Annotated in this window: 21 protein-coding genes and 1 rRNA gene; 8 read left to right on the top strand and 14 right to left on the bottom strand. The window is 37.9% G+C overall.

Features of this window, described 5'->3' with window-relative positions:
- Window positions 1–16: 16 nt before the first annotated feature.
- The 3 genes from znuB to ACQ96U_RS23565 are packed head-to-tail and all read right to left on the bottom strand — an operon-like array spanning window position 17 to window position 2,032.
- Complete coding sequence (znuB, locus tag ACQ96U_RS23555; RefSeq protein WP_431723725.1) at window positions 17–808, bottom strand: zinc ABC transporter permease subunit ZnuB; 792 nt, start codon at window positions 806–808, stop codon at window positions 17–19.
- Entirely contained in the window at window positions 801–1,541 is a 741-nt protein-coding gene (gene znuC / locus ACQ96U_RS23560) for a zinc ABC transporter ATP-binding protein ZnuC (RefSeq protein WP_431723726.1), read from the bottom strand. Before znuC ends, znuB begins: the two co-directional genes overlap by 8 nt.
- A gap of 8 nt (window positions 1,542–1,549) precedes the next feature.
- Window positions 1,550–2,032 (bottom strand): Fur family transcriptional regulator, encoded by a 483-nt coding sequence (locus tag ACQ96U_RS23565; protein WP_431723727.1) that lies wholly within the window; start codon window positions 2,030–2,032, stop codon window positions 1,550–1,552.
- A 237-nt stretch (window positions 2,033–2,269) separates the two neighbouring features.
- On the opposite strand from ACQ96U_RS23565, the gene ACQ96U_RS23570 reads away from it, so the two are divergent.
- The 3 genes from ACQ96U_RS23570 to egtD all read left to right on the top strand — a co-directional run bounded on the left by ACQ96U_RS23570 (window position 2,270) and on the right by egtD (window position 5,880).
- The gene (locus tag ACQ96U_RS23570; RefSeq protein ID WP_431723728.1) at window positions 2,270–3,154 is read left to right on the top strand and encodes a zinc ABC transporter substrate-binding protein; all 885 of its coding nucleotides are present in this window, start codon (window positions 2,270–2,272) and stop codon (window positions 3,152–3,154) included.
- 463 nt (window positions 3,155–3,617) lie between these two features.
- Window positions 3,618–4,892: an ergothioneine biosynthesis protein EgtB gene (egtB, locus tag ACQ96U_RS23575; protein ID WP_431723729.1), complete on the top strand. Its 1,275-nt coding sequence runs from the start codon at window positions 3,618–3,620 to the stop codon at window positions 4,890–4,892.
- Window positions 4,893–4,908: 16 nt separating this feature from the next.
- Window positions 4,909–5,880 (top strand): L-histidine N(alpha)-methyltransferase, encoded by a 972-nt coding sequence (egtD, locus tag ACQ96U_RS23580; RefSeq protein WP_431723730.1) that lies wholly within the window; start codon window positions 4,909–4,911, stop codon window positions 5,878–5,880.
- Between the two features lie 111 nt (window positions 5,881–5,991).
- On the opposite strand, the gene ACQ96U_RS23585 is transcribed toward egtD, so the two are convergent.
- The 6 genes from ACQ96U_RS23585 to ACQ96U_RS23610 form a co-directional block, all read right to left on the bottom strand.
- Entirely contained in the window at window positions 5,992–7,296 is a 1,305-nt protein-coding gene (locus tag ACQ96U_RS23585; protein WP_431723731.1) for an NAD(P)/FAD-dependent oxidoreductase, read from the bottom strand.
- Between the two features lie 512 nt (window positions 7,297–7,808).
- Window positions 7,809–8,069 carry a zinc ribbon domain-containing protein gene (locus tag ACQ96U_RS23590; RefSeq protein WP_431723732.1) on the bottom strand — a complete coding sequence of 87 codons (261 nt, stop codon included), beginning with the start codon at window positions 8,067–8,069 and terminating at the stop codon, window positions 7,809–7,811.
- 248 nt (window positions 8,070–8,317) lie between these two features.
- Entirely contained in the window at window positions 8,318–8,836 is a 519-nt protein-coding gene (locus tag ACQ96U_RS23595) for a hypothetical protein (protein WP_431723733.1), read from the bottom strand.
- 301 nt (window positions 8,837–9,137) lie between these two features.
- Window positions 9,138–9,917, bottom strand: coding sequence for a tRNA-dependent cyclodipeptide synthase (locus tag ACQ96U_RS23600; RefSeq protein WP_431723734.1), 780 nt, complete (start codon window positions 9,915–9,917; stop codon window positions 9,138–9,140).
- Between the two features lie 287 nt (window positions 9,918–10,204).
- Window positions 10,205–13,450 (bottom strand): AAA family ATPase, encoded by a 3,246-nt coding sequence (locus tag ACQ96U_RS23605; RefSeq protein ID WP_431723735.1) that lies wholly within the window; start codon window positions 13,448–13,450, stop codon window positions 10,205–10,207.
- A gap of 11 nt (window positions 13,451–13,461) precedes the next feature.
- Complete coding sequence (locus tag ACQ96U_RS23610) at window positions 13,462–14,703, bottom strand: exonuclease SbcCD subunit D C-terminal domain-containing protein (protein ID WP_431723736.1); 1,242 nt, start codon at window positions 14,701–14,703, stop codon at window positions 13,462–13,464.
- A 172-nt stretch (window positions 14,704–14,875) separates the two neighbouring features.
- Here ACQ96U_RS23610 and rtcR point away from each other — a divergent pair, with 172 nt between their 5' ends.
- On the top strand, window positions 14,876–16,480 hold the full coding sequence (gene rtcR, locus ACQ96U_RS23615) for an RNA repair transcriptional activator RtcR (protein WP_431723737.1): 1,605 nt from the start codon (window positions 14,876–14,878) through the stop codon (window positions 16,478–16,480).
- On the opposite strand, the gene ACQ96U_RS23620 is transcribed toward rtcR, so the two are convergent.
- Complete coding sequence (locus ACQ96U_RS23620) at window positions 16,395–17,186, bottom strand: GDSL-type esterase/lipase family protein (protein WP_431723738.1); 792 nt, start codon at window positions 17,184–17,186, stop codon at window positions 16,395–16,397. The two genes, rtcR and ACQ96U_RS23620, sit on opposite strands and share 86 nt — an antisense overlap.
- A gap of 660 nt (window positions 17,187–17,846) precedes the next feature.
- On the opposite strand from ACQ96U_RS23620, the gene ACQ96U_RS23625 reads away from it, so the two are divergent.
- Both ACQ96U_RS23625 and ACQ96U_RS23630 read left to right on the top strand, forming a co-directional pair.
- Window positions 17,847–18,200, top strand: coding sequence for a hypothetical protein (locus ACQ96U_RS23625; RefSeq protein ID WP_431723739.1), 354 nt, complete (start codon window positions 17,847–17,849; stop codon window positions 18,198–18,200).
- Between the two features lie 615 nt (window positions 18,201–18,815).
- Entirely contained in the window at window positions 18,816–19,925 is a 1,110-nt protein-coding gene (locus ACQ96U_RS23630; protein ID WP_431723740.1) for a DUF3103 family protein, read from the top strand.
- A gap of 71 nt (window positions 19,926–19,996) precedes the next feature.
- On the opposite strand, the gene ACQ96U_RS23635 is transcribed toward ACQ96U_RS23630, so the two are convergent.
- The gene (locus ACQ96U_RS23635; RefSeq protein ID WP_431723741.1) at window positions 19,997–20,677 is read right to left on the bottom strand and encodes a fumarylacetoacetate hydrolase family protein; all 681 of its coding nucleotides are present in this window, start codon (window positions 20,675–20,677) and stop codon (window positions 19,997–19,999) included.
- A gap of 110 nt (window positions 20,678–20,787) precedes the next feature.
- Here ACQ96U_RS23635 and ACQ96U_RS23640 point away from each other — a divergent pair, with 110 nt between their 5' ends.
- Entirely contained in the window at window positions 20,788–21,054 is a 267-nt protein-coding gene (locus tag ACQ96U_RS23640) for a DUF4404 family protein (protein ID WP_431723742.1), read from the top strand.
- A gap of 82 nt (window positions 21,055–21,136) precedes the next feature.
- Here the strand turns inward: ACQ96U_RS23640 and ACQ96U_RS23645 are convergent, their stop codons facing one another.
- A complete protein-coding gene (locus ACQ96U_RS23645) occupies window positions 21,137–22,531 on the bottom strand; it encodes an FAD-binding oxidoreductase (protein ID WP_431723746.1) in 1,395 nt (464 codons plus the stop codon).
- 366 nt (window positions 22,532–22,897) lie between these two features.
- Here ACQ96U_RS23645 and serA point away from each other — a divergent pair, with 366 nt between their 5' ends.
- Window positions 22,898–24,127, top strand: a complete 1,230-nt coding sequence (gene serA / locus ACQ96U_RS23650; protein ID WP_431723743.1) for a phosphoglycerate dehydrogenase — start codon at window positions 22,898–22,900, stop codon at window positions 24,125–24,127.
- A gap of 45 nt (window positions 24,128–24,172) precedes the next feature.
- Here the strand turns inward: serA and ACQ96U_RS23655 are convergent, their stop codons facing one another.
- Together ACQ96U_RS23655 and rrf are read right to left on the bottom strand one after the other, a co-directional pair.
- Window positions 24,173–25,192 (bottom strand): hypothetical protein, encoded by a 1,020-nt coding sequence (locus tag ACQ96U_RS23655; protein WP_431723744.1) that lies wholly within the window; start codon window positions 25,190–25,192, stop codon window positions 24,173–24,175.
- 450 nt (window positions 25,193–25,642) lie between these two features.
- Window positions 25,643–25,726, bottom strand: a 5S ribosomal RNA gene (rrf, locus tag ACQ96U_RS23660); the annotation flags it as partial.

Below are 25,726 nucleotides of genomic sequence, written 5' to 3' on the forward strand. Positions count from 1 at the left end.
CGAAAGATAGCATAGACTAATATTGTCGTTTCATAGGCAAAGCCGTTACCAGAATAAATAAAAGTCCCGCCGCGACAACAACTGACGGTCCTGTTGGCGTATTGTAATAAAATGACAAGGCAATACCTAAGATAACGGCCAGACAACCTAAGCCACTGGCCCAAAATGCCATTTTCTCAGGAGAAGATGCGAGTTTTCGTGCCGTGGCTGCAGGAATGATCAATAGAGAGGTAATCAGAAGTACCCCCACAATTTTCATTGCAACGGCAATAACCATAGCGATTAAAAGCATTAATACCATGCGCATAGTATTGACTGGAATACCTTCAACACGCGCAAGCTCTTCATGAATGGTGATTGATAATAAGGGCCGCCATAACCAACAAACCAGACCAAGCACTAGTACTCCACCACTGTAAATCCATATCAAGTCAACATTATTTACTGCTAGTAAGTCACCAAATAAGTAGCCCATCAAGTCTATACGGATGTTTTCCATAAGACTGACAATAACCAATCCCATTGAAAGCGTACTATGAGCCAGAATACCGAGGAGCGTATCCGTTGCAATATTGCGATTTTGCTGAAGTGTTACCAACAAAAGTGCCAACAATATACAGCAAATAATGACCGCAATATTCAACTGAACTTCTAACATAATGCCAAGTGCAATACCCAACAATGCGGAGTGTGCAAGCGTGTCACCAAAATACGCCATACGTCGCCAGACCACAAAGCAACCAAGCGGACCCGCAATAACAGCAATCCCCACCCCCGCTAAACAAGCACGTACTAAAAACTCAATCATTGTGGATAACGGCTCCATTCGTACTATGAGTATGATCATGATGGTGAGCGTAAACAGCAAACTCACTTTCTTGCTCACCAAACAATGCAATAAATGCAGGATCATTTGTTACGTGTTCGGGATGGCCCGAGCAACACACATGCTTATTCAAACAAACCACTTGATCTGTCGCCGCCATAACCAAATGAAGGTCATGAGATACCATTAATACACCACAGCCCAACTCTGTGCGTAATGCCGTTATCAATTTATACAGCTCTCGTTGTCCAGTAATATCAACGCCTTGAACAGGCTCATCCAAAACAAGTAAATTTGGCTTTTGCAATAACGCTCTGGCTAAAAGTACTCTTTGCATTTCACCACCAGATAACCCATACACAGGTTGATCTACTAGGCGTTCTATTCCTACTTGCTGTAAAACCCTTGAAATATCAGTATCTTTATCTTTTCTCGCAAGCTGTAGGAAATGTTTAACGGATAAGGGGAGCGTAGGTTCCACACTCACTTTCTGTGGCATATAACCAATGGTCACATCATCACGCATCTGTCGTGTGCCAGAAGTTGCTTTTAACAAACCCAGTACGACTCTAACCAGGGTTGTTTTTCCGGCACCATTGGGTCCAATGAGCGTTACAATTTCACGTTCAGAAATGGATAATGACACATTTTGTAGGATTGACTGATTGGCATAGCATACATTGATATCTGTGAGCTGCAGTAATGGTACCGTCATAAAGCATCCTAAGCCTGGCAATTTGGGCAAACACCCACCACTTCAACCATTTCATGAGAAATCTCAAAGTCATACTCACACGCAACTTGATGAATACTTTTACTCACCTTGTCACTGTGTAGTTCCAGGGTTATACCGCACTGGTTACAAATCAGAAAATAGCCTTGATGTGGACACTCAGGATCAGAACAACCAATAAAGGCGTTGAGTGATGCAATTCGGTGAATGAGTCCTTGTTCCAGCAAAAAATCTAGCGCACGGTAAACGGTAGGAGGTGCAGCATTTCGTCCATCTTCTTTCGCGAGTACAGCCAGAATATCATAAGCACCCAATGGCTTATGGCTATGCCATACTAGCTCTAATACTCGTAGGCGTAACTCTGTCAATCTTACTTTATTGCGTTGACAAAGTGTTTGCGCTTTATCCAACGCATGTGCAATACAGCTAGCATGATTATGAGGCATCAACGCTGTTGGGTTCTTAGTGTTCATGCTGAAAGCAAACCTGAAACATAATTGTTATAATATAACATACTAGTGTAATATGCACACTCCCTGTTTAGAATTCCGGTGCTCAGACTTCCTATGCTGCCTAAGCTTCATTTCATATTACAATTTATAAAAAAGTGCTCTCAGCCAAAAGTGAACAGAATATCGAAACTTTATATTGACTGCAGATCGAGTTTTCATAAACACTCAACTCAAGTGTTGGGAATTTGTATACTGTCATTGGCAACTGCATCTGTTAAAGCCGCTTTACCTTCCCCCCCTAAAGTGGTTGCCTCAATAAAGCCCATCCAATTGATTGCAACAGCCATTACCGATGGAATATCTTCTCCTGAAGTGTTGTTACCTCCTGGCTCATCGCCTCATCATTTTGCATTAAAACCCAGCCATATCCGGCAAGTTACAGACGCTGACTTACTCATCTGGGTTAGCCCAACTCTAGAAAGTTTTTTACCTAAACTCCTTAAACAAAAATCCCCCCACTCCACGTTAAAACTAATCTCACTACCAAACATTACGTTATTACATGACTCTCATAACCATGAGCATGGTGAAGACCACGCCAATGAGCATGATGAACACCTGATGGATATTGACCCACATATTTGGTTAGGACCTGATAATGTATTGGTGATTGCTCAGCATATAATGCTTAAATTAAGTGATATGGATAAAGAACGCGCTACTTTGTATCGTAATAATTTTTTACACTTCAAGCAGGAACTTAACAGTTTAAATAAAACCTTCAAACATCAATTACAGCCTGACTCTCTTTTACCTTTAGTTGTATTTCATAATGCTTATGGTTATCTAGAACACTACTACCATTTACCTGTTGTTGACTATGTCAGTGCCTCACCAGAAAGAATGTTAGGTGTAAAACAAGTAATTTCACTGAGGGAGCACCTTAAATCACTGGGTAAAAGTTGCTTATTTGTAGAACCACAATTTAACAGTGCTATTGTGGATAATTTGGTCGAGGGACTCCCTGTTACCATTGCATCCCTTGACCCTCTGGCTTCAAATATAAAAGTTCAAGGGGATTCATATATCGTATTTCTCAGACAAATGCTTACGACTATAAGCCAGTGTAAACATAATAAATAATGTATATATCACCCTCATCTGCCAAATATAAATGCTTGTGGATTGTTTAAATCGCTCTATAAGCTGCTTCAAGGCAGCTTATTAATTTACATATTATTTGCACTTATCTGAATTTTTTCTTAACCCCTATCCACTTTTTCATTTTCTTCTAGTATACCCATAGCGAAGTTTTTTCGAGGGATTAGTCTGGTCGGTTTGAACTGGCGATAAATACCGTTAGCTTGAATGCTAACCATACTAATTCAGAGAAAACTCTTAGTTTTAGCCGTTTAAATTTTGTTACCCAAAATAAAAAAATGAAACAATAGCAGGTTTACTCTTACTATAAAGATGACCACCACCCTTACTTTAAGGGTATTCAACCTATTTGTTGATTGTCATTAAAAGCTTTAAAACATAACTGGTTAAATATTTAGTCTGATCTATTATTAGAAACAAAGGATTATACTACAAGGAAGGTATTGTGACTTCTGCTATAAAAGAGTTGAGTAAACCTCTACAGCTCTATGAAGAATATATCAATACACGCAAACAAACAGAGTTGTTGTGTAACCCTTTAGCTATTGAGGACTATTGCCTACAAGCAATCACTGAAACAAGCCCGGTAAAGTGGCACTTAGCACACACAACCTGGTTTTTTGAAACTTTTTTACTTAAACGTGAGCTTAAAAATTACGAGCCATACCACTGGTCTTTCGAACAGTTATTTAACTCTTATTATCAAGGGGTAGGTACCCCCTTTCCTAGAGAAAAACGTCATTTACTCTCTCGTCCAACAGTAAGAGATATTTATAACTATCGCCGTTACGTTGATAACGAGATGAAGCAATTACTTCACAGGTGCAATCCCTCCTCAGCAGGCTACAATGATATTTTGTTTCGAACCGAGCTAGGTCTTAACCATGAGCAACAACACCAAGAACTACTTTTAACAGACCTGAAGTATAATTTATTTCAGAATCCTCTCTACCCCGCCTATGAAGAAATCTCCGATCCCACTCATAATGAAACTCCAATGTTGGAGTTTATCGAATTATCTGGTGGAGAGCATACCATTGGTTATCAAGGTCATGCGTTTGCATTTGATAATGAAATACCAGCCCATAAAGTCTTTTTACCACCATACCGTTTGGCATCTCGACTGGTCACCAATGGCGACTATTTAGAGTTTATTGAAGACGGAGGCTACCAAACACCAGCCTTATGGTTAGCGGATGGTTGGGACTGTATACAGCGCCATCAATGGCAAGCACCACTGTATTGGAAAAAAATGGAAGGTGACTTTTTTGAATACACTCTCGCAGGACTTCGTCCATTAGATTTAAATTTACCTGTAACACATATTAGTTTTTATGAAGCTGATGCCTATGCTCGGTGGACAAATTGTCGCTTACCTTCTGAGTTTGAATGGGAAGCTGCAGCATCAACGACACAAAAAAATGGTAACTTTTTAGAAAGTGGCCACTATCACCCCCAAGCAGCTCGCCTCAGTAATGGCATACAACAGTTGTTTGGAGATACATGGGAGTGGACTTCTTCCAGTTATCAAGCCTATCCAGGTTTTCAAACCTTTAGTGGCGAAGTCGGTGAGTATAACGGCAAATTTATGTGTAACCAAATAGTGCTTCGTGGTGGCTCATGTGTTTCACCTCGAAGCCACATACGTGCGTCTTATCGCAACTTTTTTTACCCACACCACCGCTGGCAATTTAGTGGTATTCGATTAGTAATGAATTAAGCAAGAGTTAAGCATCATGACTGCGACTAAAGAAAAAATACAGTTTCATGATTTACAACCCAAGTTAGAAAATATGAGAGATGAGGTGTTTGCAGGTTTCTCTGCTCACCCCAAACAGTTGCCAGCAACATACTTTTATGACCAGCGTGGTTCGGCTCTTTTCGATAAAATTACACAGTTACCTGAATATTACTTAACCCGATGTGAAATCAGCATCCTGCAACAGTACGCGAATGATATTGCCCAACATATTGCTCCCGAAAGCATTTTAGTTGAGTATGGAAGTGGTAGTAGCCAAAAAATTAAAATTCTTCTGGAAGCCGTTCAACCCGCTATTTATATGCCATTGGATATTTCCAAAGAACACTTACTGAATTCAGTAAATTCTTTAGCCAACCACTTTCCTGACCTGGCAATCCACGCAACCTGTGTTGACTATAGTAAACCTTGGAAATTACCTACTTTAAATGACCTTCATAAACCATCAATTGTCGGTTTTTTCCCTGGATCAAGTATAGGAAACTTTGAACCACGTAGAGCAATAGAGTTACTAAAGCGGATCCATGATGCCCAAGGGAAAGGCAGCCACCTATTAATTGGTATCGACTTGTTAAAAGACGTTGAAGTACTTCATGCAGCATATAATGATAAACAGCAAATAACAGCTCAGTTCAATTTAAATATTCTTCATCATATTAATCGTGAACTAGATGGTAATATAACGGTTGACTATTTTAGTCATTGTGCTTTTTTTAATCCTAAGCACGCTCGTATGGAAATGCATTTGACCAGTAACCTTGATCAAATTGCACATATTTCGGGTAAGGCATTTCATTTTCGTAAGAATGAAAATATCCACACTGAAAACTCTTACAAATATTCACTCAATAGCTTTGAACAACTGGTTAGAATTGCAGGCTTTAAAATAGATTCTATTTGGTCTGATGACCAAAAACAGTTTGCGATTGTTAACCTTTTTGCCGTGTAGCTCAGTATGCCATGCCTATAAATTAAAACCTTATAATGAGGTCAACGAGAAAGTACATAATAAAATATACAAGAAAATAAAGAGTCATAAGCCTTCCCTGGCTAACACAACTCAGTGTAATTTCAGGCGTGGACGAATAACATGATTGATTTTATCGTTCAGCCAGATAAGGCTTGTTCTAAAAAAACCATGTAATGCAATCTGATGGAGTCGATAAAGAGAAACATACATAAACCGGGCTACCCGGCCTTCTATCATTAAGTTTTTACCCGTTAAATTACCCATTAAATTACCCACACTGCCATATCGGCTAAATGATATTAGCGAGCCACGATCTCTATACACATAAGGTACAGCATCAAGTCCTTGTAATCGGCGCTTCAACGTCTTGGCCAATACAGTAGCCTGCTGATGTGCGGCTTGAGCACGAGGGGGCACAGGTCGATCAGAGTCTGGCTGCGGACAGTTGGCACAATCGCCCAACGCAAAAACAGATTCATCCAGTGTTGTTTGCAGTGTCTGCTTTACAACAAGTTGATTATTTCGGGCTGTTTCCAAACCATCCAAAGTGGTTAAAAATTCAGGAGCCTTAATACCTGCGGCCCAAACTTTTAACTGTGCAGGAATAAACTCTCCACTTGCCAACTGTAAACCATGAGCCTGTACTTCTTTAACAGAATCATGGGTAACCACTTTAATACCTAATCGCTCCAACTCTTTTGTCGCGGCTAAAGAGATTCGCTCAGGTAACGCAGGTAAGATACGAGGAGATGCCTCAACTAACGAAATATTGATATCGTCACGGGAAATATGGTTCAAACCATAAACAGGCAACTCTCTTGACGCCATTCTTAACTCAGCAGCAAGCTCTACTCCGGTAGCACCAGCTCCGATAATCGCAATATCTAGTGGTACTTTGTCATAATTAGCTTTGAGAAAGCTATTAAGCAAAACTTTATGAAAGCGTTTGGCTTGAGCAAAACTGTCCAGAAATAAACAGTTGTCAGCAGCGCCAGGTGTGCCAAAGTCATTCGTCTGACTGCCCACAGCAATTACTAGACTATCATAGTGAATAATTCGCTCACCAATGACTTCACCTTCTTGCTCATCAATCACAGGCGCTAAGTGAATTTGTTTTTTTTCGCGTTCAAGACCCACCATGCGACCAAGTTGAAACTCAAAACCATTCCACTTAGCTTGTGCGCGATAGTTTACCTCATTTGCTGTATAGTCCATTGAGCCTGCAGCTACTTCGTGCAACAACGGTTTCCATACATGGGTTAAATTAGCGTCGACTAAGGTGATTCGAGCCTGTTGTTTTCGGCCTAGTGTTTTTCCCAACTTAGTGGCAAGTTCAAGACCACCAGCACCCCCACCAACAATTACTATGTGATGGATATTTTCTTGTATGCTCATAAGGCGTTTTACCTTTAACGAATGATAAAACTTGTCTACAAACGCGTATAACTGACATTTGTATCACCTGTGGCATTCTTCAAAAAGCCATCCCAATCCTCACCATGGCGCTATAAGTCACTGACTTCAAATAGTGTTAAGGCTCTTGTTGGGTATTGAGTCAATTATCTACGCGTTTGCTCTACAACACACTGTTACCCGTGTTGCTTTCAAAATCATTCCAAGTGCTGGTGGCTAATGTAGTCCTAGTAAAATGTCACTCTCATCAAGCTTGTCGTATTGTTTTTCTGTTATAGAGAGCAATGATTGAACGCTATAGCCGGTATTATCTTATTTTTAATTATGCAACTACTTTTTATTAACCTTAACAGTTAGTGTCAGGTGAAATTGTTCATGAAACAAACGTCTAACTACTCCTGAAACTATCACAAAGAAAGTAATGGCTGATTGTAATAGGTAGAGAGGGGATTGGAAAGGCCATTAATCCCTGCTATCACACTTATAACATAACATCACCCACTAAACTCACAGCTACCACCACCACAACAAGGTTTTCCCGTTGCACATGGTGGTTCATTTGTTCTGTAAGATTGACTCGAAACAACATTCCCTCCTGTCGCCAGCTTAATAACGTCAGCATTGAGATCTGTTTCACCAGGGGCAATCCCAGCCAGCTGACAAAGTGCTCCCCACGTGAGTACCTCCTCATTCATACCATGAAATACTTCAACAACCTGTCCATTACTTGGACAACGATAATCATACGTTGGCATTGCAGGTACTCCATCATCAATGGGTTAAGCTTTGCATACTCGTTGTTACAGGTAGCGTTACCTGAGTCATAGCTTATATGCTACCAAAGGTCATACTTATGGAGAAGGATGATTTATCCTACAAACGATATGTTTTAAGATCAAATCATAAACACCCTGATTTCAAACCACTATTACAAAGTCTACAAGCAAAAAAATAGGCTGCAAAAAGCAGCCTATTACGTCAATCACTTACGGAGAGCTATTTATTATTGAATGATCACATCATCTGGAGTCGGAGGTGAGGGTTCATCAGGAATTGTTGGACCACCAGGCTTACCTGGACGGTCTGGATCACCAGGTTTACCAGGTCTTCCTGGATGTAACAATTTACGAAGTTTCTCAAACTTGGAAATTGTTAATTCTTCTTTCAAAGCATCCATCGAAGGCTTCGCAGATTTATGTACATTTTGCATTAACTGCATCAATTGCTCTTCAGTCACACCTGCTTCTGCAAAAGCTTTATCTTTTTCAGCTTTAGCCTCAGTGACCAATGTTTTGATATTGGTGATTTGCTCAGGTGTTAACTCTAAATCATTTAGAATTTTGTCAATATCTTGTGACTCAGCTAATTTAAAGACCATCATCGGTGATATAAAACCACCACCATGATGACCTGGTCTGAAATTTTCTGTGTCAGCCTGAGCAAAACCAGTGAGTGGTAAAGCAGATATTACAGCTATACCAATATACTTTTGGATTCTTTTTAAATTTACACTTTTCATCATAACTTCCTTTGTTTCCTAATACATAATTTTCAATATACAGTTACGATGTGTAAATTAATTAGAATTACTCCACACTTAGCCTTACCTTATGGTGCTTTGTTATTTTTTGCAAAATAATTTTAGTTAAAATCAAATTATCTATCAAAAACTATACAACACATACCAAATTTTCAGTTTAGCGTGACTTATACCAAAAACAAATTGATAACAAGAAAGAGTAACACCAAGAAACTTTATAGAATATGGGTAATTAACTACAAATCAATAAATAACACTCACTATAAACGTAAAGTCGAAACCACTATACTTTACTGATTTCATACTGAATCATAGAGCAGCACCTTTCAAAAGCAGGAAAAAGCTTTTCAATATAAACTAAATCATCGCCCCACACTTTATAGTAAGCTACTATTATTTCTTCACCAAAAATAGTTATGAACGATGTGAATAGTGCCAATTCTTTTAAATAATACAAAACACCTTCTGATACATTCATTCTATTTATCGTTCTATGTTTAGCCCTGGAAGCCATGTAACGATAAGTTATCGTGTTCACAGTCAGTTGGAATTTCTGGTTAGATTCATACTCTGCCAATATTAAACATAAATTATTTTTATACGCTATATTTCTTTCTATTTCACTCACCCAACCAATAACTCTAAAATTATTAACACTTAACTCAGATTGCATAATATTTACTGCACGATTCAGTCTATTGTTAGTTTGACTTATATCTCTTTTAGCTTTTTTTCTTGCTATATCTGCGGGATAACCTATTCCAATAAAGTTATGAATATGGATTTCTCCAGGCACTAAAATATAAACAAAAGGGGAATGCTTACACATCCATGATAAAATGCTAACTATGTTGCTCTCACTGAAATAGCCATTACCAGGACTAATCCCTACAAGCACACTGATTTTACCCAGTTTTTCGTACCCTTTTTGATATAGTTTATTATGATTATTGTTAACAATTGATATATGATTGACCATATCATTATTAATAACCATAGTTAATATCCCTATTACTTTGAGTAAAGCCTCACATACAAGTTCATTATCTACCTTACCATACATTATTACCAAACACTTTTTGGAATTTAAATCATTCCATTAATTGCAAACTATAAGACATATAATAAATATAACTCAAAAACAGCGACTATTATTAACATCATTATATTTGCATATATTTATCGCGCAGATTTTTATTAAATTTAACCTTTAAAGATAGCAACACCTACCTTAATTTAGGTGGTTACTAAGATGATGAATGTAGACAACACATCATTTATACTTCACCTACATTGCAAATAAAAACAAACATAAAATTCACTAGTAACGAACAGATATTTCGTTACTGTCTAAATTCTTTTACAACCGTGACCTACAATTGAACTTTGCCCTCCAGTTTGGGGGCTAACCTGAATTTGAGTACTAATTCTTTCTTTTAGGGCTGTTACATGTGAAATAACCCCAATTAACTTATCTTCTTGCTGTAATCCAGCCAACGTTTCCAAAGCGATATCTAGAGCTTCTTCATCCAAGGAGCCAAAGCCTTCATCTAAAAATAATGAATCAACCCGTACATTTTTACTCGCCATATGAGATAAACCAAGAGCTAATGACAAACTAACAATAAAGCATTCTCCCCCTGATAGATTTTTAGTGGACCTTACTTCTCCTGCCTGATAATTATCGATCACATTCAATACTAAAGTTTGCTTTTCGTCTCTGACTAATAGATAGCGGTCTGTCATTTTTTCAAGCTGGCGATTCGCATGTGAAACCATTCGCTCAAAAGTTAGTCCCTGAGCAAAGTTTCGATATTTTTTACCATCAGCAGAACCTATCAATGTATGTAATTTCCCCCAACGAAGACATTCTTTTTTTTGGGCTTCAATTTTATAATATTTTTCTTTAATACGCTCTTTTGCAGTAGTATTTTCAGTTAACTGATATTTCAATTCAGCAATATCCGTTCGTAACTGGTTTAATAATTCTTCTAGTTCTTTTTGCTTGTATTCAAGTTCATCTGGCGTCAATTCAGTAATATTTTTAATAACTTCTGTTTCCAAACGACTTTCCCTATCTTTTTTCTTAAGTGCTAATGCTGCCCCCTTCTTATCCAGATCATGTTCCAATGTTTGAAGCCTATTTCGTTCTTCAATGGGTAGTCTGACATTATTAAACGACTGCTCATCTGAAAATGCTTTTTGTGACAGTAATGCCTTAAACGCTAACTCACTTTTATTTAGCTCATTGCCTATATCATCGATTTTTCGTTTTAAATCAATAATCTTGGATTCAGATAAGCTTAGTTGTTGTTTCCCTGAATTATAACATTCTCTCATCCTATTCATTGAATGCTCAGCATCATTAAGTGATTCATTTACTCGTTGTTCTTCTTCATCAACTTTTTTGCTGGAAAATAGAGTATGTCGATGAACTCTCAAGTCCTCTAATTCATTCTTGAGTTCTACTAGATCTGCTAGCTTATTTTTAAGGGAAGCGTTATGTGCTTCAAGCACGGCACTGATTGCTTTGATTTCACTTTTACAATGAAGTTGTTGCTGCTTAATTGTCTCTTTTTTTTGTTGCTGGTATTGCCAAGCATTCATTTGCTCTTTTAATTGATTAAGCACTGTTGTTGCTTCAAATTCTTGCTGTTCAACGATGCCTAATGGATTTAGCTTCTCTAGTATTGACTGTTTCTGCTCATCATATCTTTGAACTAAACTATCCAATACGTTATTTATGGCGAGGTATTCTTTTTCTTTTAGTTGATATTCACTGTTTAATGCAAACTGTTTTTTTTCAGCATCTATTCGCTTTTGGTATATTTTCTGTTTTGTTTTTTCTTGTACCGTTATATCAGACTCAATAGAAGTAACACTCTCAATTAATTTTGATAAACTATTAATATGTTTTTCGCACTCATCTATCTTTGGAATATTTCCCTCTGCATAAGGGTGATCTATAGAACCACACAATGGACATGGTTTACCATCTTGTAACTTTTCTCTTTCCGTCTCAAGGTCTGAAATTTTTCGTAGCAAAATCATTTCTTTATTTAACATTTCTCTTTCAGCAATATACTCTCTAATAAGTCGCCCATTAAGTAACGACTCAAGTTTTTGCTGTTTCAAATCAATTATACCTTCCATCTGCTTTTGTTCATGGACTATGTGTTTTAGCTCTTCATTGACAACTTTGAGACCTTTTTCGGTATCATGTAAATATTTCACACATACTTGCTTTTCTGCTTTTTTTTCTGCTATAGAATGCTCTGTCGTTTTAAATGTTTCGAGTCGAATTTCCACTTCTGAATATCCACTTAAAAGCCATTCATCCGATTGGTGAATATCTAAATATTTATTGACGGCACTTAATTCATTTTCAAATGTTTCATACGTAGCGTTATATTGATTTTGACGATTTTCTTCCTTCAATATATTTTCAGACATTATTTTTAAATCATCTTCACTGCGACGAATCGCTTGCACTTTATCTGAAATTTTTTGATCAATGGAGCGTACTTTTTGAAATGTAGGTGCTAGCTCTTTCTGTTCTTTTTTTATCTCTATTACATTTTGCTCAGCTTGTTTTAACAACATTTCATTTTTAGACACATCTAACTGTAAAGCAGGAAGTTGAGCTTCTGCCATACTTAGGGTCTTTTGCTCTATTATTTGCTGTTCACGCATCGCAAGCAGTTTGGCATAACTTATTTCCAACTCCGAGGCCTTTAAAGCCTTCCTTAATCTCTCACGATCTTGAGTAAATTGTTCACTTTCTAATTGAAATTTCTCTTCCTCAATGGTAAGGCTGTTAATTTCTTTACGTAAATCATCTATATTGGTTAACCATGCAATGGCTTTTGTATTTTCTTTTACATTTTTTTCTACTAACAATGCTTGTTGTTTCTTATCCGTCAGTAAGTGCTCAATGGTTTCTTCCTGTTCTTTATCCAGTATATTGATTCCATCAATTTCTGCCTGAAGACAATTTAATATTTCATTTTCATCTCGTAAACGTTGATGGACATGTAATGAAATATTGGAGTAAATTTCTGTACCTGTAATTTGTTCTAAAATTTTAGACTTTTGTTCTGTATCTGCTTTAAGAAAAGTGTCAAACCCACCTTGAGCTAATAAGATAGACCGTGTAAAACGATCAAAGTCCATTCCTGTTTTCTCTTCAATTACGCCTAGAACTAAGCTTTTTTTAGTCTCTATCGTTTTGCCAGTATCAGCATCACTAATCTCATGTCTAGCTTCAGCAAGTTTACCAAAGGCTTTTTTTCGTGCTCGATGTTGCCCCCAATGACAACGAAAACGCCCTACTTGAGATTCAAACACCACCTCAGCATAACATTCTCCTGTTTGCCGAGACATAATTTCATTACCACTTTTTGTTATTCTTCCTAGTCTTGGTGTAGCTCCATAGAGAGCCAAACAAATAGCATCTAAAATTGTTGACTTCCCTGCTCCCGTTGGTCCTGTTAGTGCAAAAATACCATTTGCTTCATATTCGGGATGTGTGAAGTCAATGAACCACTCACCATATAGCGAGTTTAAATTTTTAAACCTAAGCTCCAGAATTTTCATTACCCGCCTATCTATTCAGCATTTATGTCTTCTTCATGGAGAGACTTAACGATTTCATTATATGCACTTATGAGTTCAGCACTCTCTTCAACAGAAATATTGTTAGCTTCCAAGCAGCGTTCAAACACCTCATTTACATTCAAATCATCGAGTGTTTCTTCCTCTTGCATCGTTCGCATGACAGCGTCTATCACCCGTTTATCCTTTATTCTACGGATTTCCATTGCAGATCCTTTCAGAGCTTCATTACACTTATCACGCAAATCACTCACAATCTCGTTACCAATATACTCAACCTCTAACCATGCTGAGCTTTTATCAGATTTGAGTTGTTCAATTCTTGCTAAAATCTCCCCTAGAGAGCCTGAAATTCGCTCCAGCTTTTGAAAGCATGGAATATCTAATTCATCAATTAAGGCTGTCCTGTTTTTAAACTCAACAATAATAACCTTCTTTTGTTGAGCAGCCTCACCATAGCCCATTGGAATTGGTGAACCACAATAACGCATGTGCTGTATATCACTAACACATTGAGGAATATGTAAATGGCCTAGTGCAAGATAATCAATCGAAGATGGAAAAACATCTTTACCCACATGAGCTAATGATCCGACATACAACTCCCGAACGCCATCACCTTCTATTGTCTTACCCCCCATAGTAAAAAGATGTCCCATTGCAACAATGGGGACATGTGTATATCCAGAGCTTTTGAAGTCATCTCGTTTTTGTTCAGCAATGGCACACACCTGTTGGTAATGACTTTTAACCCCCTCAACCAGTTTTGTATGTTTATCCTCAAGTGTTTCACCTGGCTCTACCCTACGTATGTCTTTATCCCTTAAATAGGGTACAGCACAAATAATGGCTTGTGGTGTTTGCAACTCATCATACAAAGTAATGACTTCATCTTCAGGGCTTTCTGTAATGGCGCCAACAACATGTACATTTAGTGCTCTTAATAGTGTTTTGGGGGCATTGAGAAATGAAGGAGAGTCGTGATTCCCTGCAATAACGAGGATATGTCTACAACAGGTTGCTGAAACATCGTATAGAAAACGATAATACAATTCCTGTGATCGGTGACTGGGAGTACTTGTATCAAATATATCACCAGCAATTAATAAGACTTCAACTTGGTGTTGTTGAATCGTCGAAATAAGCCAGGATAAAATTGCTTCAAATTCTGCGTAACGTTTCTTGCCATACAAGGTTCGCCCAAGATGCCAGTCAGAAGTGTGAAGTATTTTCATCAGTACGAATTTCCTTACAATAAATCTGTTGCAGTATAACCTGCCAACCCAGACAAACGATGTGAACTTGTAAAAGTCACGATGATTAAAGGGTTTGAAAAAGGTATATATACGGAATCCACCCTTTCTACTATTATCTTATGTGATATTAATTATCTGACAGGATAAGTAAATGGCTACAGTAGTAATCAGCCTCTTGGGAACAGTGCTAGACCAAAAAGGTCGTGGTGCCAATCGTTGGGATAAGTGGCGCCCTAATGTGGCTGTTTGTATGCACCCGGAACTCAGCATTGATCGATTTGAAATGATTCTTCACCCCAGATATATGCGTATGGGGCAAAAAGTTGCTGAAGATATTAATGAAGTATCCCCCAACACCATCGTTAACATACATAAGGTGAGTTGGGAAGATCCATGGGACTTTGAACAAGTCTACGGATCTTTACATGATTTTGCGAGTAGCTATACATTTGATCGTGAAAATGATGAATATTATATTCATATCACCACAGGTACTCATGTCGCTCAAATCTGCCTCTATCTCCTTACTGAAGCACATTACTTTCCTGGCAAACTTTTACAAACTTCTCCATCACCCAGTGCCGGTGCCAAAGGGCAATACCATATTATCGACTTGGATTTGTCCAAATATGATCAAATAGCCCAGCGTTTCCGTCATGAGCAACTGACTGGCGAACAATTACTAAAATCCGGTATTTCAACTCGTAATACTCAATTTAATAAGCTGATTAACCAACTTGAACAAGTCGCCATTCGCTCTTCTGCACCTATCCTGCTCACTGGCCCTACTGGTGCAGGAAAGTCACAGCTAGCCAGACAAATCTACGCACTAAAAAAACAACGGGGGCAAGTTAAAGGTGAGTTTGTCGCTGTAAACTGTGCAACATTACATGGCGATAATGCAATGTCGACGCTTTTTGGCCATAAAAAAGGAGCATTTACCGGGGCACTGCAAACTCGTTTGGGTTTATTAAAAACGGCACATGATGGATTATTATTTCTAGATGAAATAGGTGAGTTAGGACTTGATGAACAGGCTATGCTTTTGAAGTCTATCGAGGAAAAGACGTTCTATCCAATGGGAAGCGATCAGCCTATTCATAGCAACTTTCAGTTAATTGCTGGAACAAACCAAAATTTACATAAAGCTGTCTTGGAAGGGAAGTTTAGAGAAGATTTACTCGCCCGTATTAACTTGTGGAGCTACGAGCTACCAGGGCTTAGAGAAAGGATTGAGGACCTTGAACCCAATCTTGAATATGAATTACAACAGTTTGCTAAGCAACATGGCTCCTTAGTGACCTTTAATAGTGATGCAAAACAGTTATTTTTAAACTTTGCTTTATCGCCAGCTGCCTTGTGGAAGGCTAATTTCCGTGATCTTAATGCGTGCGTGTTAAGAATGGCAACCTTAGCACCAGGAGGGAGGATTACTGAAAATACCGTACAAGAAGAAATCCTCCGACTCAAAAAAGCATGGCAATCTCCAACACCATTACTTGATAAGCGAAGTAGAACGCTTCAACAGTTCCTTTCTAAAGAAATGCTAGAAGACATTGATCTTTTTGATCAACAACAGCTTTTGTATGTCATAGAGATATGCTTGAACACTAAAAGCTTAGCTGAAGCAGGTAGAAAATTGTTTAATGTGTCCAGAATGCAGAAAAAGACTACAAACGACTCCCACCGTCTAAGAACTTATCTAGGAAAATATAACTTGAGCTTTGAACTGCTTCATTCATCAAATATTTCATAAGTACCGGTTTAATTACATCTAGCCATTGAGCATAACCTGCCTGATTGAGATGGAGTTGATCATTTTCAAATAAAGAGTGTATAAGTTTCTGATCTTTATTCACAAAGAGTCCAGCACTATCTATAAATATCAAGTTTGGCTGCTTGGTTGTATAGTTTTTAATCAGATTATTAGCTTGTTGAATTGATGGCCATAAATGCCAACGCTTTGGTGTTGGGTTAATCGCTATGTAAAATACAGGGATTGAAGGTAATCTCTTATGGATTTTATCGACTAAAAGCTTAGTTAATAGCAACACTTCTTTTGGGGATTTAGGTGTGGGAGGCTTGATATCATTTGAGCCAACATAAAGTACAATCGCTTGAGGCTGGTAAGCAAAAATGAGTTCTTCAATATAGTAGATCACATCATTTAACCTTGCTCCACCAAAGCCACGTTGAATAACACTAAATGGCGCAAAATCGTTGGCTAGAGTCTTCCAGCGACGAATACTTGAACTACCGACAAATAATACGCTACCTCCCTTAGGTGAATGCTTCCTATCTTCTGCTTGAAATTTTGCTATTTCTTCTTGCCATATTAATGGCGAGTCAACATCAGAGTTTAAGCCTAACTTAAATCCAATCACTAGACATGCAACCATCAATAAGACGACAGTTACAATTTTTCGTTTGCTCAGTAATACTGTATATTTTTTATCCGCCATCCAGTAGACAACCGTTTGACATAGGCTTTTATACTGATACTTATTAGTATTCTATTAAATCTTTATTTCTTACTTAGATAGCGACCCACTTCAAAGTCAAAACTCATTGCTTATAGTAAAATACTGCGACTAATTTAGTTTTTTATACCCCAAGGGCACGGCCGTCAAGTGATGAAGCCCAAGAGCTTATATTAATGACTGGGGTGACAGTTAAATGCTCCTGCGTAAACTGTATTCCCACCATCCATGGTGGTCAAGAACGCGGACAACAAACCCTAAAAATGATTCGTGAAGGGTATATGTAGAATATCAAGCTTAAGCAAATAAATTTTAGAATCAAAAGCTACTATTTTTTGGTTGCGTCATATAAGACACATACTATGTTGTGTTAATATTCGAAATATTACTCAAAATATCATAACAATATCTTCCCTAAGCAGTCTTTTTTTCGTAAGCTTTTTACAATATCAAAAAGCCGTTAAAGATAAGGTATATACTAATCTTATAATTGATGTGACTGCATCACTCATGTTTATAAAAGTACTTACATGTTTAGCCCACAACTAAGATATGACAAATCATTTTTTATTCACATTTAGCTGTATACTTCTTATCTTCATAACCGCAATCCTACTTACCTCATGCTCAGCAAAGAAACAGGTGAGTACAATTCAGGCTTTTGTAGAAACCAGTCATGATGATAAAAGTCTATTTATCGATAGAGCATTAAATAAGTCTAAAACTGTTTTGACTGATATAGGTTTCTCTTGTAAAGGCGGTGTATTTTCACCTGATAGAGTGTTAATTTGTCAATCGAATGAAGCGTCACTTTTATCTTCAGCAAAATCAATTATTTTTGTATCGCCAGTTGGTAATAAAGTGCAGATTAAAGAGTCAACCACCGTAGTCTCTTATAGTATACCTAAGAACAATTCTTCCTTACCATCAAATACAATAAATTACCTCTGTAATGAACTCAAAACAGAGAATAACTGGTATATTAACATACGCTAATTGTTAACCATTTATTACAATTTAATTTTATTTTAAATATAGAAAAATAATGCTTGCGTTGTTAACATTTTTTCTGATATTAATAACTTGACCTTTATCAACAACAGCACTAATCAGAACATAGTTTGATTAATTAGTAAAAGCACAATTAGAGCTACACCATTTAGCAAATAAAAGGGTAGTTCTTAGGTAAAAGTATTACCCACAAAAATTCTAGGTTATTTTATTGATTAAATCACTCTTCTCGAATTAATCAATAATACTGTTTTGGGTAATGCATCAAACGCAATTTATACTAGTGTTTTTTTACTCTAACAAATACTAATAGTGTACTTGCGTATTGATTACAAAAGAATAATAAAATAGTGGTGACGTATAATTGCCATTTAATAACGACAAAAATATCTACCGCTTAGCCAGTTGTTTGTAGTCTATAGCCAACATGTGAAACAAAACAAATTAAGCGTATTCATTTAATAGTGTCTACCCAGTTTGCAAATCGATAATATTATTTTCTTTAAATTTATTCAGCATTTAAAATATTAATAATATTATCTTCACTAATGAAAACTACCATCCTTGCCTACCAATTAGGTAAATACCAAGGAGTGTTAAATGAAAAAAACATTAGCAGGCTTTGTATTATCGTGCCTATCTTCTGTAACCTTTGCTCAATCAGAATTTGTTGAAATAGCCCCCATTACTCGAGAACTGGCTAAAGATATTGCTTTGCAAAGTGAAGTTATAGACAGTCAATTGCGCCAGAACATTCACCGATATCAACAATCTTTGAACTTACAACAGCTTACTTCTGCTACCAACAACCAAAACCTAAGCAAAAAAGTTTCCGCTGCAAATCTGTCTCTTTCTGAACGAAAAGGCATTGCAACGTACGAAGACAATTTATTACAAATACGATTAGCCGATAAATCAATGCTTGCTGACTGGGAGGCAGGTGACGACTGGTTAGTAGCTTATGTACCAGATGGTAATGAGCAAAATTGGTCAACTATTGAAGCATTTGATAAAGACGGAAATGTACATTATTTAGATCCTAATGAAATGCCTGACATACCTGTTTTTGTCATTGATATAAATAGCAAAAAAGACTTACAGGCAGGCTTGAAAGTTCTCAACCAAGAAATTGCAAAAGCAGGATTAAAGTTTAATAAAAAAGATCTCCCTCAATACAGCAGTGGCCATAATAGTCAAAGAATGCGAGAAACGGCTAAGCTAACGGAGATCAGATTAAACAAAGATCATGAACCTTGGATACTTGGTAATGCTGAAATCTACGCTATTGTTTCAGGTATTAATCCAACCAAAAATGAAGCGGTACTCAGTGTTGTTGATATGCCTTACTTGGATGAAGATAAAAAAACCTATTATCCGAACCAAATCATGTTAATGTGGGGGCAATATCGTTTCGGGGCTGCCAATATCATGTTGTATGAACATGATGATAATTACAATTATAAAGAACTTTCTAAACAACTTATTGGCGCTGTCAGTAAAATTGTATCTGCTGCAGGGCAACCAGAAATTGGTCTACTCATAGGAATTGGCCAAGCCATTGTTGAAGCAATGCCTGATAATTGGTTCAGCAATGAAGATGACTATGTTGATTCTTTCTATACCTTAGAAAGAGCTAGAAATTACAGTGGTTATTATGGCGCCTCAAGCAATGCACAGATAACACTTGTACCTTATACATTACCCTACTAACCATTAAGAATATAACGCCACTTATGCTGTCCTAATCACTTTCTTTTTAAAAGTATTAGGACAGCATTGACTTACCTAGCACAAGTAGAAAATGTTTGATCTAAAAGAATATTTTGCTTGTGTTGTAACATTAATCTAATCGTTTCCTTACCTTGTAATTCCCCCACTCCCGCAGGCGTTCCAGTCAAAACCACATCACCGGGTAATAAGGTAAACTCTGTTTTAATACTTTCTAATAATGCTGTGGCAGAAAACAGCATATTCTTCGCCACCCCGTGTTGTCGTAACTCTTCATCAATCCAACAAAAAAATTCAACATCTCCTAGAGACCAAGCAGGGTTATAACGTATAAAGTATGTTAGCGGGCATGAACCATCGAAGGCTTTTGCTCGTTCCCAAGGATGCCCTTTTTGCTTAAGTGTTGCTTGTAAATCCCTAAGGGTTAAATCCAGCGCTAAACCAATTCCTACAATAGTCTCAATTGGATTCGAATTTGTATCAACTGATAATGGCTTACCAATCAATAGCGCTAGTTCTGTTTCATAGTGTAAGCACCCTTTACTGACCGGAATATTCACAGAAGATGTAACTTCGCTATAAGCTGTTGCTGGCTTCATAAAGAGTAATGGTTGGTCTGGTACTGGATTATTCAACTCAGCAGCATGGTCTGCATAGTTTCTTCCAACACAAACAATTTTACCTAGTGGCCATTCAACCTGCTGTTGATTATCCCATCGTAGAAAATGAACCATCCTCGCCCCCACTTCTTTGGTTAGTATGTTAATGAAAAGAGGAAAATTGCCAGATTAGTGCATCCTGGCATATTATCTTTATAAATGTATAAATTTTTAGGATGACCGCTATGACGCCAAAACGTTTGCAACCAGACATGGATGAGCTTCTGAAAGTTATCGATGATGTAGAAGCTGCTGATGAGTGTACTACTGCAGAGCTACGTCAAATTGCTGATGAGATTAATACAGCTATCAATTCACCTGATGCAGAGCCACCTATAGAAGCACTTAAACATCGTCTAGAACAAGAAGCCATTAAGTTTGCAGAAAGCCATCCCGCTATTGCTTCAGCAACACGGCAAGTCCTGGATACTTTAAATAATATGGGGATATAGTCCTATTAAAATGCTCTTTATCGGATAGTACTGTGCCTACATGAATACCTCATTAGGCACAGCTGGACGGTTTTATTGCTATTTACAGGTCAACCAACTTACCAGGATTCATAATATTGTTTGGATCAAAGGTACGCTTGATAGCCTTCATGTATTCAATTTCTACAGCACTACGAGTGTATTGTAAGAAATCTTTTTTCAACAAACCTACGCCATGCTCTGCTGATACCGAGCCTTGATATTTTTCCACAATTTCAAAAACCCATTGGCTAACATGGTGGCACTTTTCTATAAAGCTCGCTTGATCTAGCTGCTCAGGTTTTAAAATATTTAAGTGAATATTGCCATCACCAATATGACCGAACCAGATTATTTCAAAGTCAGGATAGTGCTCAGTAACAACTCGTTCAACCTCCGCAAGAAATTCAGGTACTTTTGAGACGATAACAGCAATATCATTTTTATAAGGTGTCCATTCAGCAATTGTTTCAGAGATATCCTCTCGACAACGCCAAAGGTTCTGTAATTGGGTCAGGCTTTGACTCATCACACCATCCATCACCCAGCCTTGCTCTAAACAAAGCTCAAAAATCTCCATAGCTTGCTCAGCAATTTGTTCATTTAAGCACTCAAATTCCAACAACGCATAATAGTCAACCTGAGTCTCAAAGGGACGCTGAACATCACCTTTTGCAACCACTTTTTGCAACGCTTTTTCTGAAAAGAATTCAAATGCCGTTAAGTCAATTTTCTGTTGAAAGCTATGTAATACATTCATGATAGAGGCCATATCTGGTACCCCTAGCAACAACACTGTAAGGTCTTTAGGTGGTCTTACCAGTTTCATCGTAGCCTCAACAATAAAGCCAAGGGTTCCCTCTCCACCAATGTATAGCTGGCGCAAGTCATAACCTGTATTATTTTTAACAAGGGCTTTATTTAATGAAAGCAGCTCACCTGTACCTGTCACTACCTTCAATCCTGCAACCCAATCCCGAGTCATGCCATAACGAATCACTTTAATCCCACCCGCATTGGTTGAAATATTTCCGCCAATCTGACTTGAACCTGCCGAAGCAAAGTCAACGGGATAAAACAACTCTCTCTCCTCGGCAAACGTTTGCAGTTGTTCAGTGATCACTCCAGGTTCACAAACTACCGTCCGATCAATCGGATTGAAGTCTTTAATGTTATTCATATAATCAAAAGCGACTACAACTTCCCCAGCCGCTGCAACAGCACCGCCACTTAGTCCAGTCCTTCCTCCTGATGCAACAAGAGCAACCTTATGCTTATTGGCAAAGCGAACCAGAGATTGCACTTCAGGAATACTTCTAGGAAATACAATGGCTAAGGGGGTAGGTTTATATGCTTTTGTCCAGTCCTTGCCGTAGTAGCTAAGTGATTCGGCATCAGTAAGTACCTTACCCTCAACAATAACGTCCTTTAATTGAGCTACGATTTCCACTTGACTCATTGGTTTACTCTCACTAACGTTCACTTTCTCACGATCCTTATCCCTATTCAGCTTTCTCAAGATGTGACTGAATAAGTTTCATCCTTTTACTTGCTCATAATTCTGACACACTATGTTATGATTATCCCCCCTTATAGTTTGCGAAATGAGCCATCGATGCAGAGAACGTAGCTAGATACACCAACTTTGTTACCTGTTACGCTCAAACTAACTATTTGTTGAACAGAACGTGCTAATAAAAGGATTTAACACGGTGTGTGCGCTCTGCTGATAATAATAATGCTTACCATGTAAGCTCGTTGTACCGGACTATGGGAAAAACCCGTTGCTCTCTGATGAATTCTATGACCATGGTAACTTCCTGATATGGCCACTACATCTTTGGAAAAAAACAAAATTAAGTTTTTACTGTTGGAAGGTATTCACCCTTCAGCTATTGAGCTACTCAATGCTAATGGCTATACCAATGTTGAGCACCTCTCTACAGCACTGTCTGAAGAAGAGTTAATAGAAAAAATCGCAGATGTTCATTTCATTGGTATACGCTCTCGCACCCAACTAACTCCGAAAGTACTTGAAGCTGCTAACAAGCTCATTGCTATAGGCTGCTTCTGTATTGGTACTAATCAGGTAGACTTATCCTCCGCCCAAGAGCAAGGGATTGTTGTCTTTAATGCTCCCTTTTCAAATACTCGATCCGTGGCAGAACTTGTCCTGGCAGAGGCTATTCTGTTACTCAGAACGATTCCAGCAAAAAATATGAAAGCCCATCGCGGCGGCTGGGAAAAGAGTGCAGCCAATGCCTATGAAATTCGCAATAAAAGGATAGGCATTATCGGCTATGGTAATATTGGTAGCCAACTAAGCGTAATGGCTGAGTCTCTCGGTATGGAAGTTTACTTCTATGATGTAGTCACTAAATTGCCTTTAGGTAATGCTACTCAGCTGGCAGATATGAAAAGTTTACTTGGTCTCTGTGATATCATTACACTTCATGTTCCTGAAACACCATCCACAAAATACATGATTGGGCCAGATGAGATTGCAGCAATGAAACCTGGCAGTGTACTAATCAATGCTTCTCGTGGCACGGTGGTAAATATAGATGCATTAGCTGAGGCGTTGCGCAGCCAAAAATTACTAGGTGCAGCTATTGATGTTTTTCCTGTCGAACCAAAGTCTAATACTGAAGAGTTTATCTCACCTCTAAGGGGGATAGATAACGTTTTGCTAACCCCACACATTGGAGGAAGCACAGTAGAAGCCCAGGAAAATATAGGGAAAGAAGTTGCAGAAAAACTTGTGAAGTATAGTGACAATGGTACAACAATCACTTCTGTTAACTTTCCTGAAGTTGGACTGCCCTCACACCCAGGACAACATAGAATCCTCCATATTCATAAGAATATCCCTGGTGTACTCTCAGAAATTAACCGAATATTTTTTGAAAATAATATTAATATCAGTGGACAGTTTCTTGATACCAAAGATAAGGTAGGTTACGTAGTCATCGATGTTGAAGCAGAGCAAAGTCAAATTGCTCTAGAAAAGCTTCAACATGTCAATGGCACTATCCGCTGCCGTGTACTTTATTAACAAAACTGCACACAAAAAAGCCAGGCCCTTGCCTGGCTTTTTCTTTTAAATACTTTGCTTGTTCTCAATTAAAGGCGGTTCACTAAGTCCATCACTATCCTCTTTTTTCTCTTTCATAAACCACCGTTCCATCGTTTTCGGTTGAAATTTCTTCACCAGACAAGCCAGTCCCCAAATAACCAATAAACTAAATATCAACCTTACAAAAAGAATTCCTGAAATATGCCCTCCCAATAAAGAAGTTAAAATAGTGTCTTCTATTAGGCTATGACATATAGACAGCAAACTCATTGCTAAAAAAATGTCTTTCGCAGAAACATGCCCCTTATTCGCTTCCTGAATTAATAGCCCACCACCAAAGGTTAAACCTAAGGTTACACCCACAATAGTGATTGTTGTCGCTTCTTCTGCGATTCCAATTCTTTTTAAGACCGGTTTTAAAAGAAATATTAAAACTCTTTCAACTCCAATCAAACGTAATATTTTTAGCAATGTAACCAGTGAGAAAATAACACCAACAATTTTAATTAAATTAAGCGTTTCATTTTTAGCCCACCCCAACCACGTATGATCAATTTGTTGTGGTTCAAAAATAATAGTATTTGCTTCTTGTAGCCAGCTTCCACTACTGTAAATAACATGCAACACATAGGCAAAAAGAAAAGCGCCAATTAATCGTAACAAGACAACAAATAAAACTCGCAAACCAGCTAATTGTGTAATTCTCACCTCAATTGGCAAACCATGAGCTAATAACATCAAGGCGCTCAGCACAGTTACTTGAGCCACAGTCATGGGTTCTTGCATGGAAAAGAAAATAACCATGCCACCATAAATATTCGTTACAATCGTCGTTGCCCAGACTAGCCCCATAGAGGATGGCAAGCCTATCAACCCCATTAATGGCTCTAACGCCATGCTAAAGTACTCAATGAAACCAAGTTCCTGCATTATCTTTACGATAATCAACACAGGTATCATGACTTTAAAAAGAAGCCAACTAAGAGAAAATGTGTCTTTGATTATTTCTTTAATAAAGGCGTACAACTTAAACTGTCTGTCCATGCCAATCATCTCTACAGCTAACGCTAGCGTCTCATCCGTGCTCAATTACTTATTGAAATAACACTCTATCCAGTCCAACAACTATGTATCTTCACAGTTTGCTAATAAACATAATGTACTAAGTCTTACTGGTGGAGCAAAACACGGCACAGATATAAGCGAATAAGAAAGGGAAATAGTTTTATCAACAAGTGACGTTATCACTTATTAGTACGACAACTAAATTATAACGAGAACTGAGACTAGTTTAGAAGAGGCTTTTTTATTACAGGCAGGAAAAGAGATGCTTATTAGTACGAAATAATGATCAAAGAAGTAAATAAAGTGATTTGTTAGCCAGCAATTCAAACAAGTACATTATCATTAATCCATTAGGCTTTTAGTATATCTAGCCATAAACGACATACAGTAAAAAGCCCCGGCACAACAGTACCAGGGCTTCCAATAAGCGCTTGACGATGTCCTACTCTCACATGGCGAAACGCCACACTACCATCGGCGCTGAGCAGTTTCACTTCTGAGTTCGGGATGGAA

It is taken from the genome of Zooshikella sp. RANM57 (assembly GCF_050749885.1).
Classification (GTDB): domain Bacteria; phylum Pseudomonadota; class Gammaproteobacteria; order Pseudomonadales; family Zooshikellaceae; genus Zooshikella.

What these genes read in the sequence shown, in the direction of transcription:
- znuB (WP_431723725.1), bottom strand. Translation starts at nt 808, where the DNA reads ATGATTGAGTTTTTAGTACGTGCTTGTTTAGCGGGGGTGGGGATTGCT.
- znuC (WP_431723726.1), bottom strand. Translation starts at nt 1,541, where the DNA reads ATGACGGTACCATTACTGCAGCTCACAGATATCAATGTATGCTATGCC.
- ACQ96U_RS23565 (WP_431723727.1), bottom strand. Translation starts at nt 2,032, where the DNA reads ATGAACACTAAGAACCCAACAGCGTTGATGCCTCATAATCATGCTAGC.
- egtD (WP_431723730.1), top strand. Translation starts at nt 4,909, where the DNA reads ATGACTGCGACTAAAGAAAAAATACAGTTTCATGATTTACAACCCAAG.
- ACQ96U_RS23585 (WP_431723731.1), bottom strand. Translation starts at nt 7,296, where the DNA reads ATGAGCATACAAGAAAATATCCATCACATAGTAATTGTTGGTGGGGGT.
- ACQ96U_RS23590 (WP_431723732.1), bottom strand. Translation starts at nt 8,069, where the DNA reads ATGCCAACGTATGATTATCGTTGTCCAAGTAATGGACAGGTTGTTGAA.
- ACQ96U_RS23595 (WP_431723733.1), bottom strand. Translation starts at nt 8,836, where the DNA reads ATGATGAAAAGTGTAAATTTAAAAAGAATCCAAAAGTATATTGGTATA.
- ACQ96U_RS23600 (WP_431723734.1), bottom strand. Translation starts at nt 9,917, where the DNA reads ATGTATGGTAAGGTAGATAATGAACTTGTATGTGAGGCTTTACTCAAA.
- ACQ96U_RS23605 (WP_431723735.1), bottom strand. Translation starts at nt 13,450, where the DNA reads ATGAAAATTCTGGAGCTTAGGTTTAAAAATTTAAACTCGCTATATGGT.
- ACQ96U_RS23610 (WP_431723736.1), bottom strand. Translation starts at nt 14,703, where the DNA reads ATGAAAATACTTCACACTTCTGACTGGCATCTTGGGCGAACCTTGTAT.
- rtcR (WP_431723737.1), top strand. Translation starts at nt 14,876, where the DNA reads ATGGCTACAGTAGTAATCAGCCTCTTGGGAACAGTGCTAGACCAAAAA.
- ACQ96U_RS23620 (WP_431723738.1), bottom strand. Translation starts at nt 17,186, where the DNA reads ATGGCGGATAAAAAATATACAGTATTACTGAGCAAACGAAAAATTGTA.
- ACQ96U_RS23630 (WP_431723740.1), top strand. Translation starts at nt 18,816, where the DNA reads ATGAAAAAAACATTAGCAGGCTTTGTATTATCGTGCCTATCTTCTGTA.
- ACQ96U_RS23635 (WP_431723741.1), bottom strand. Translation starts at nt 20,677, where the DNA reads ATGGTTCATTTTCTACGATGGGATAATCAACAGCAGGTTGAATGGCCA.
- ACQ96U_RS23640 (WP_431723742.1), top strand. Translation starts at nt 20,788, where the DNA reads ATGACGCCAAAACGTTTGCAACCAGACATGGATGAGCTTCTGAAAGTT.
- ACQ96U_RS23645 (WP_431723746.1), bottom strand. Translation starts at nt 22,531, where the DNA reads ATGAGTCAAGTGGAAATCGTAGCTCAATTAAAGGACGTTATTGTTGAG.
- serA (WP_431723743.1), top strand. Translation starts at nt 22,898, where the DNA reads ATGGCCACTACATCTTTGGAAAAAAACAAAATTAAGTTTTTACTGTTG.
- ACQ96U_RS23655 (WP_431723744.1), bottom strand. Translation starts at nt 25,192, where the DNA reads ATGGACAGACAGTTTAAGTTGTACGCCTTTATTAAAGAAATAATCAAA.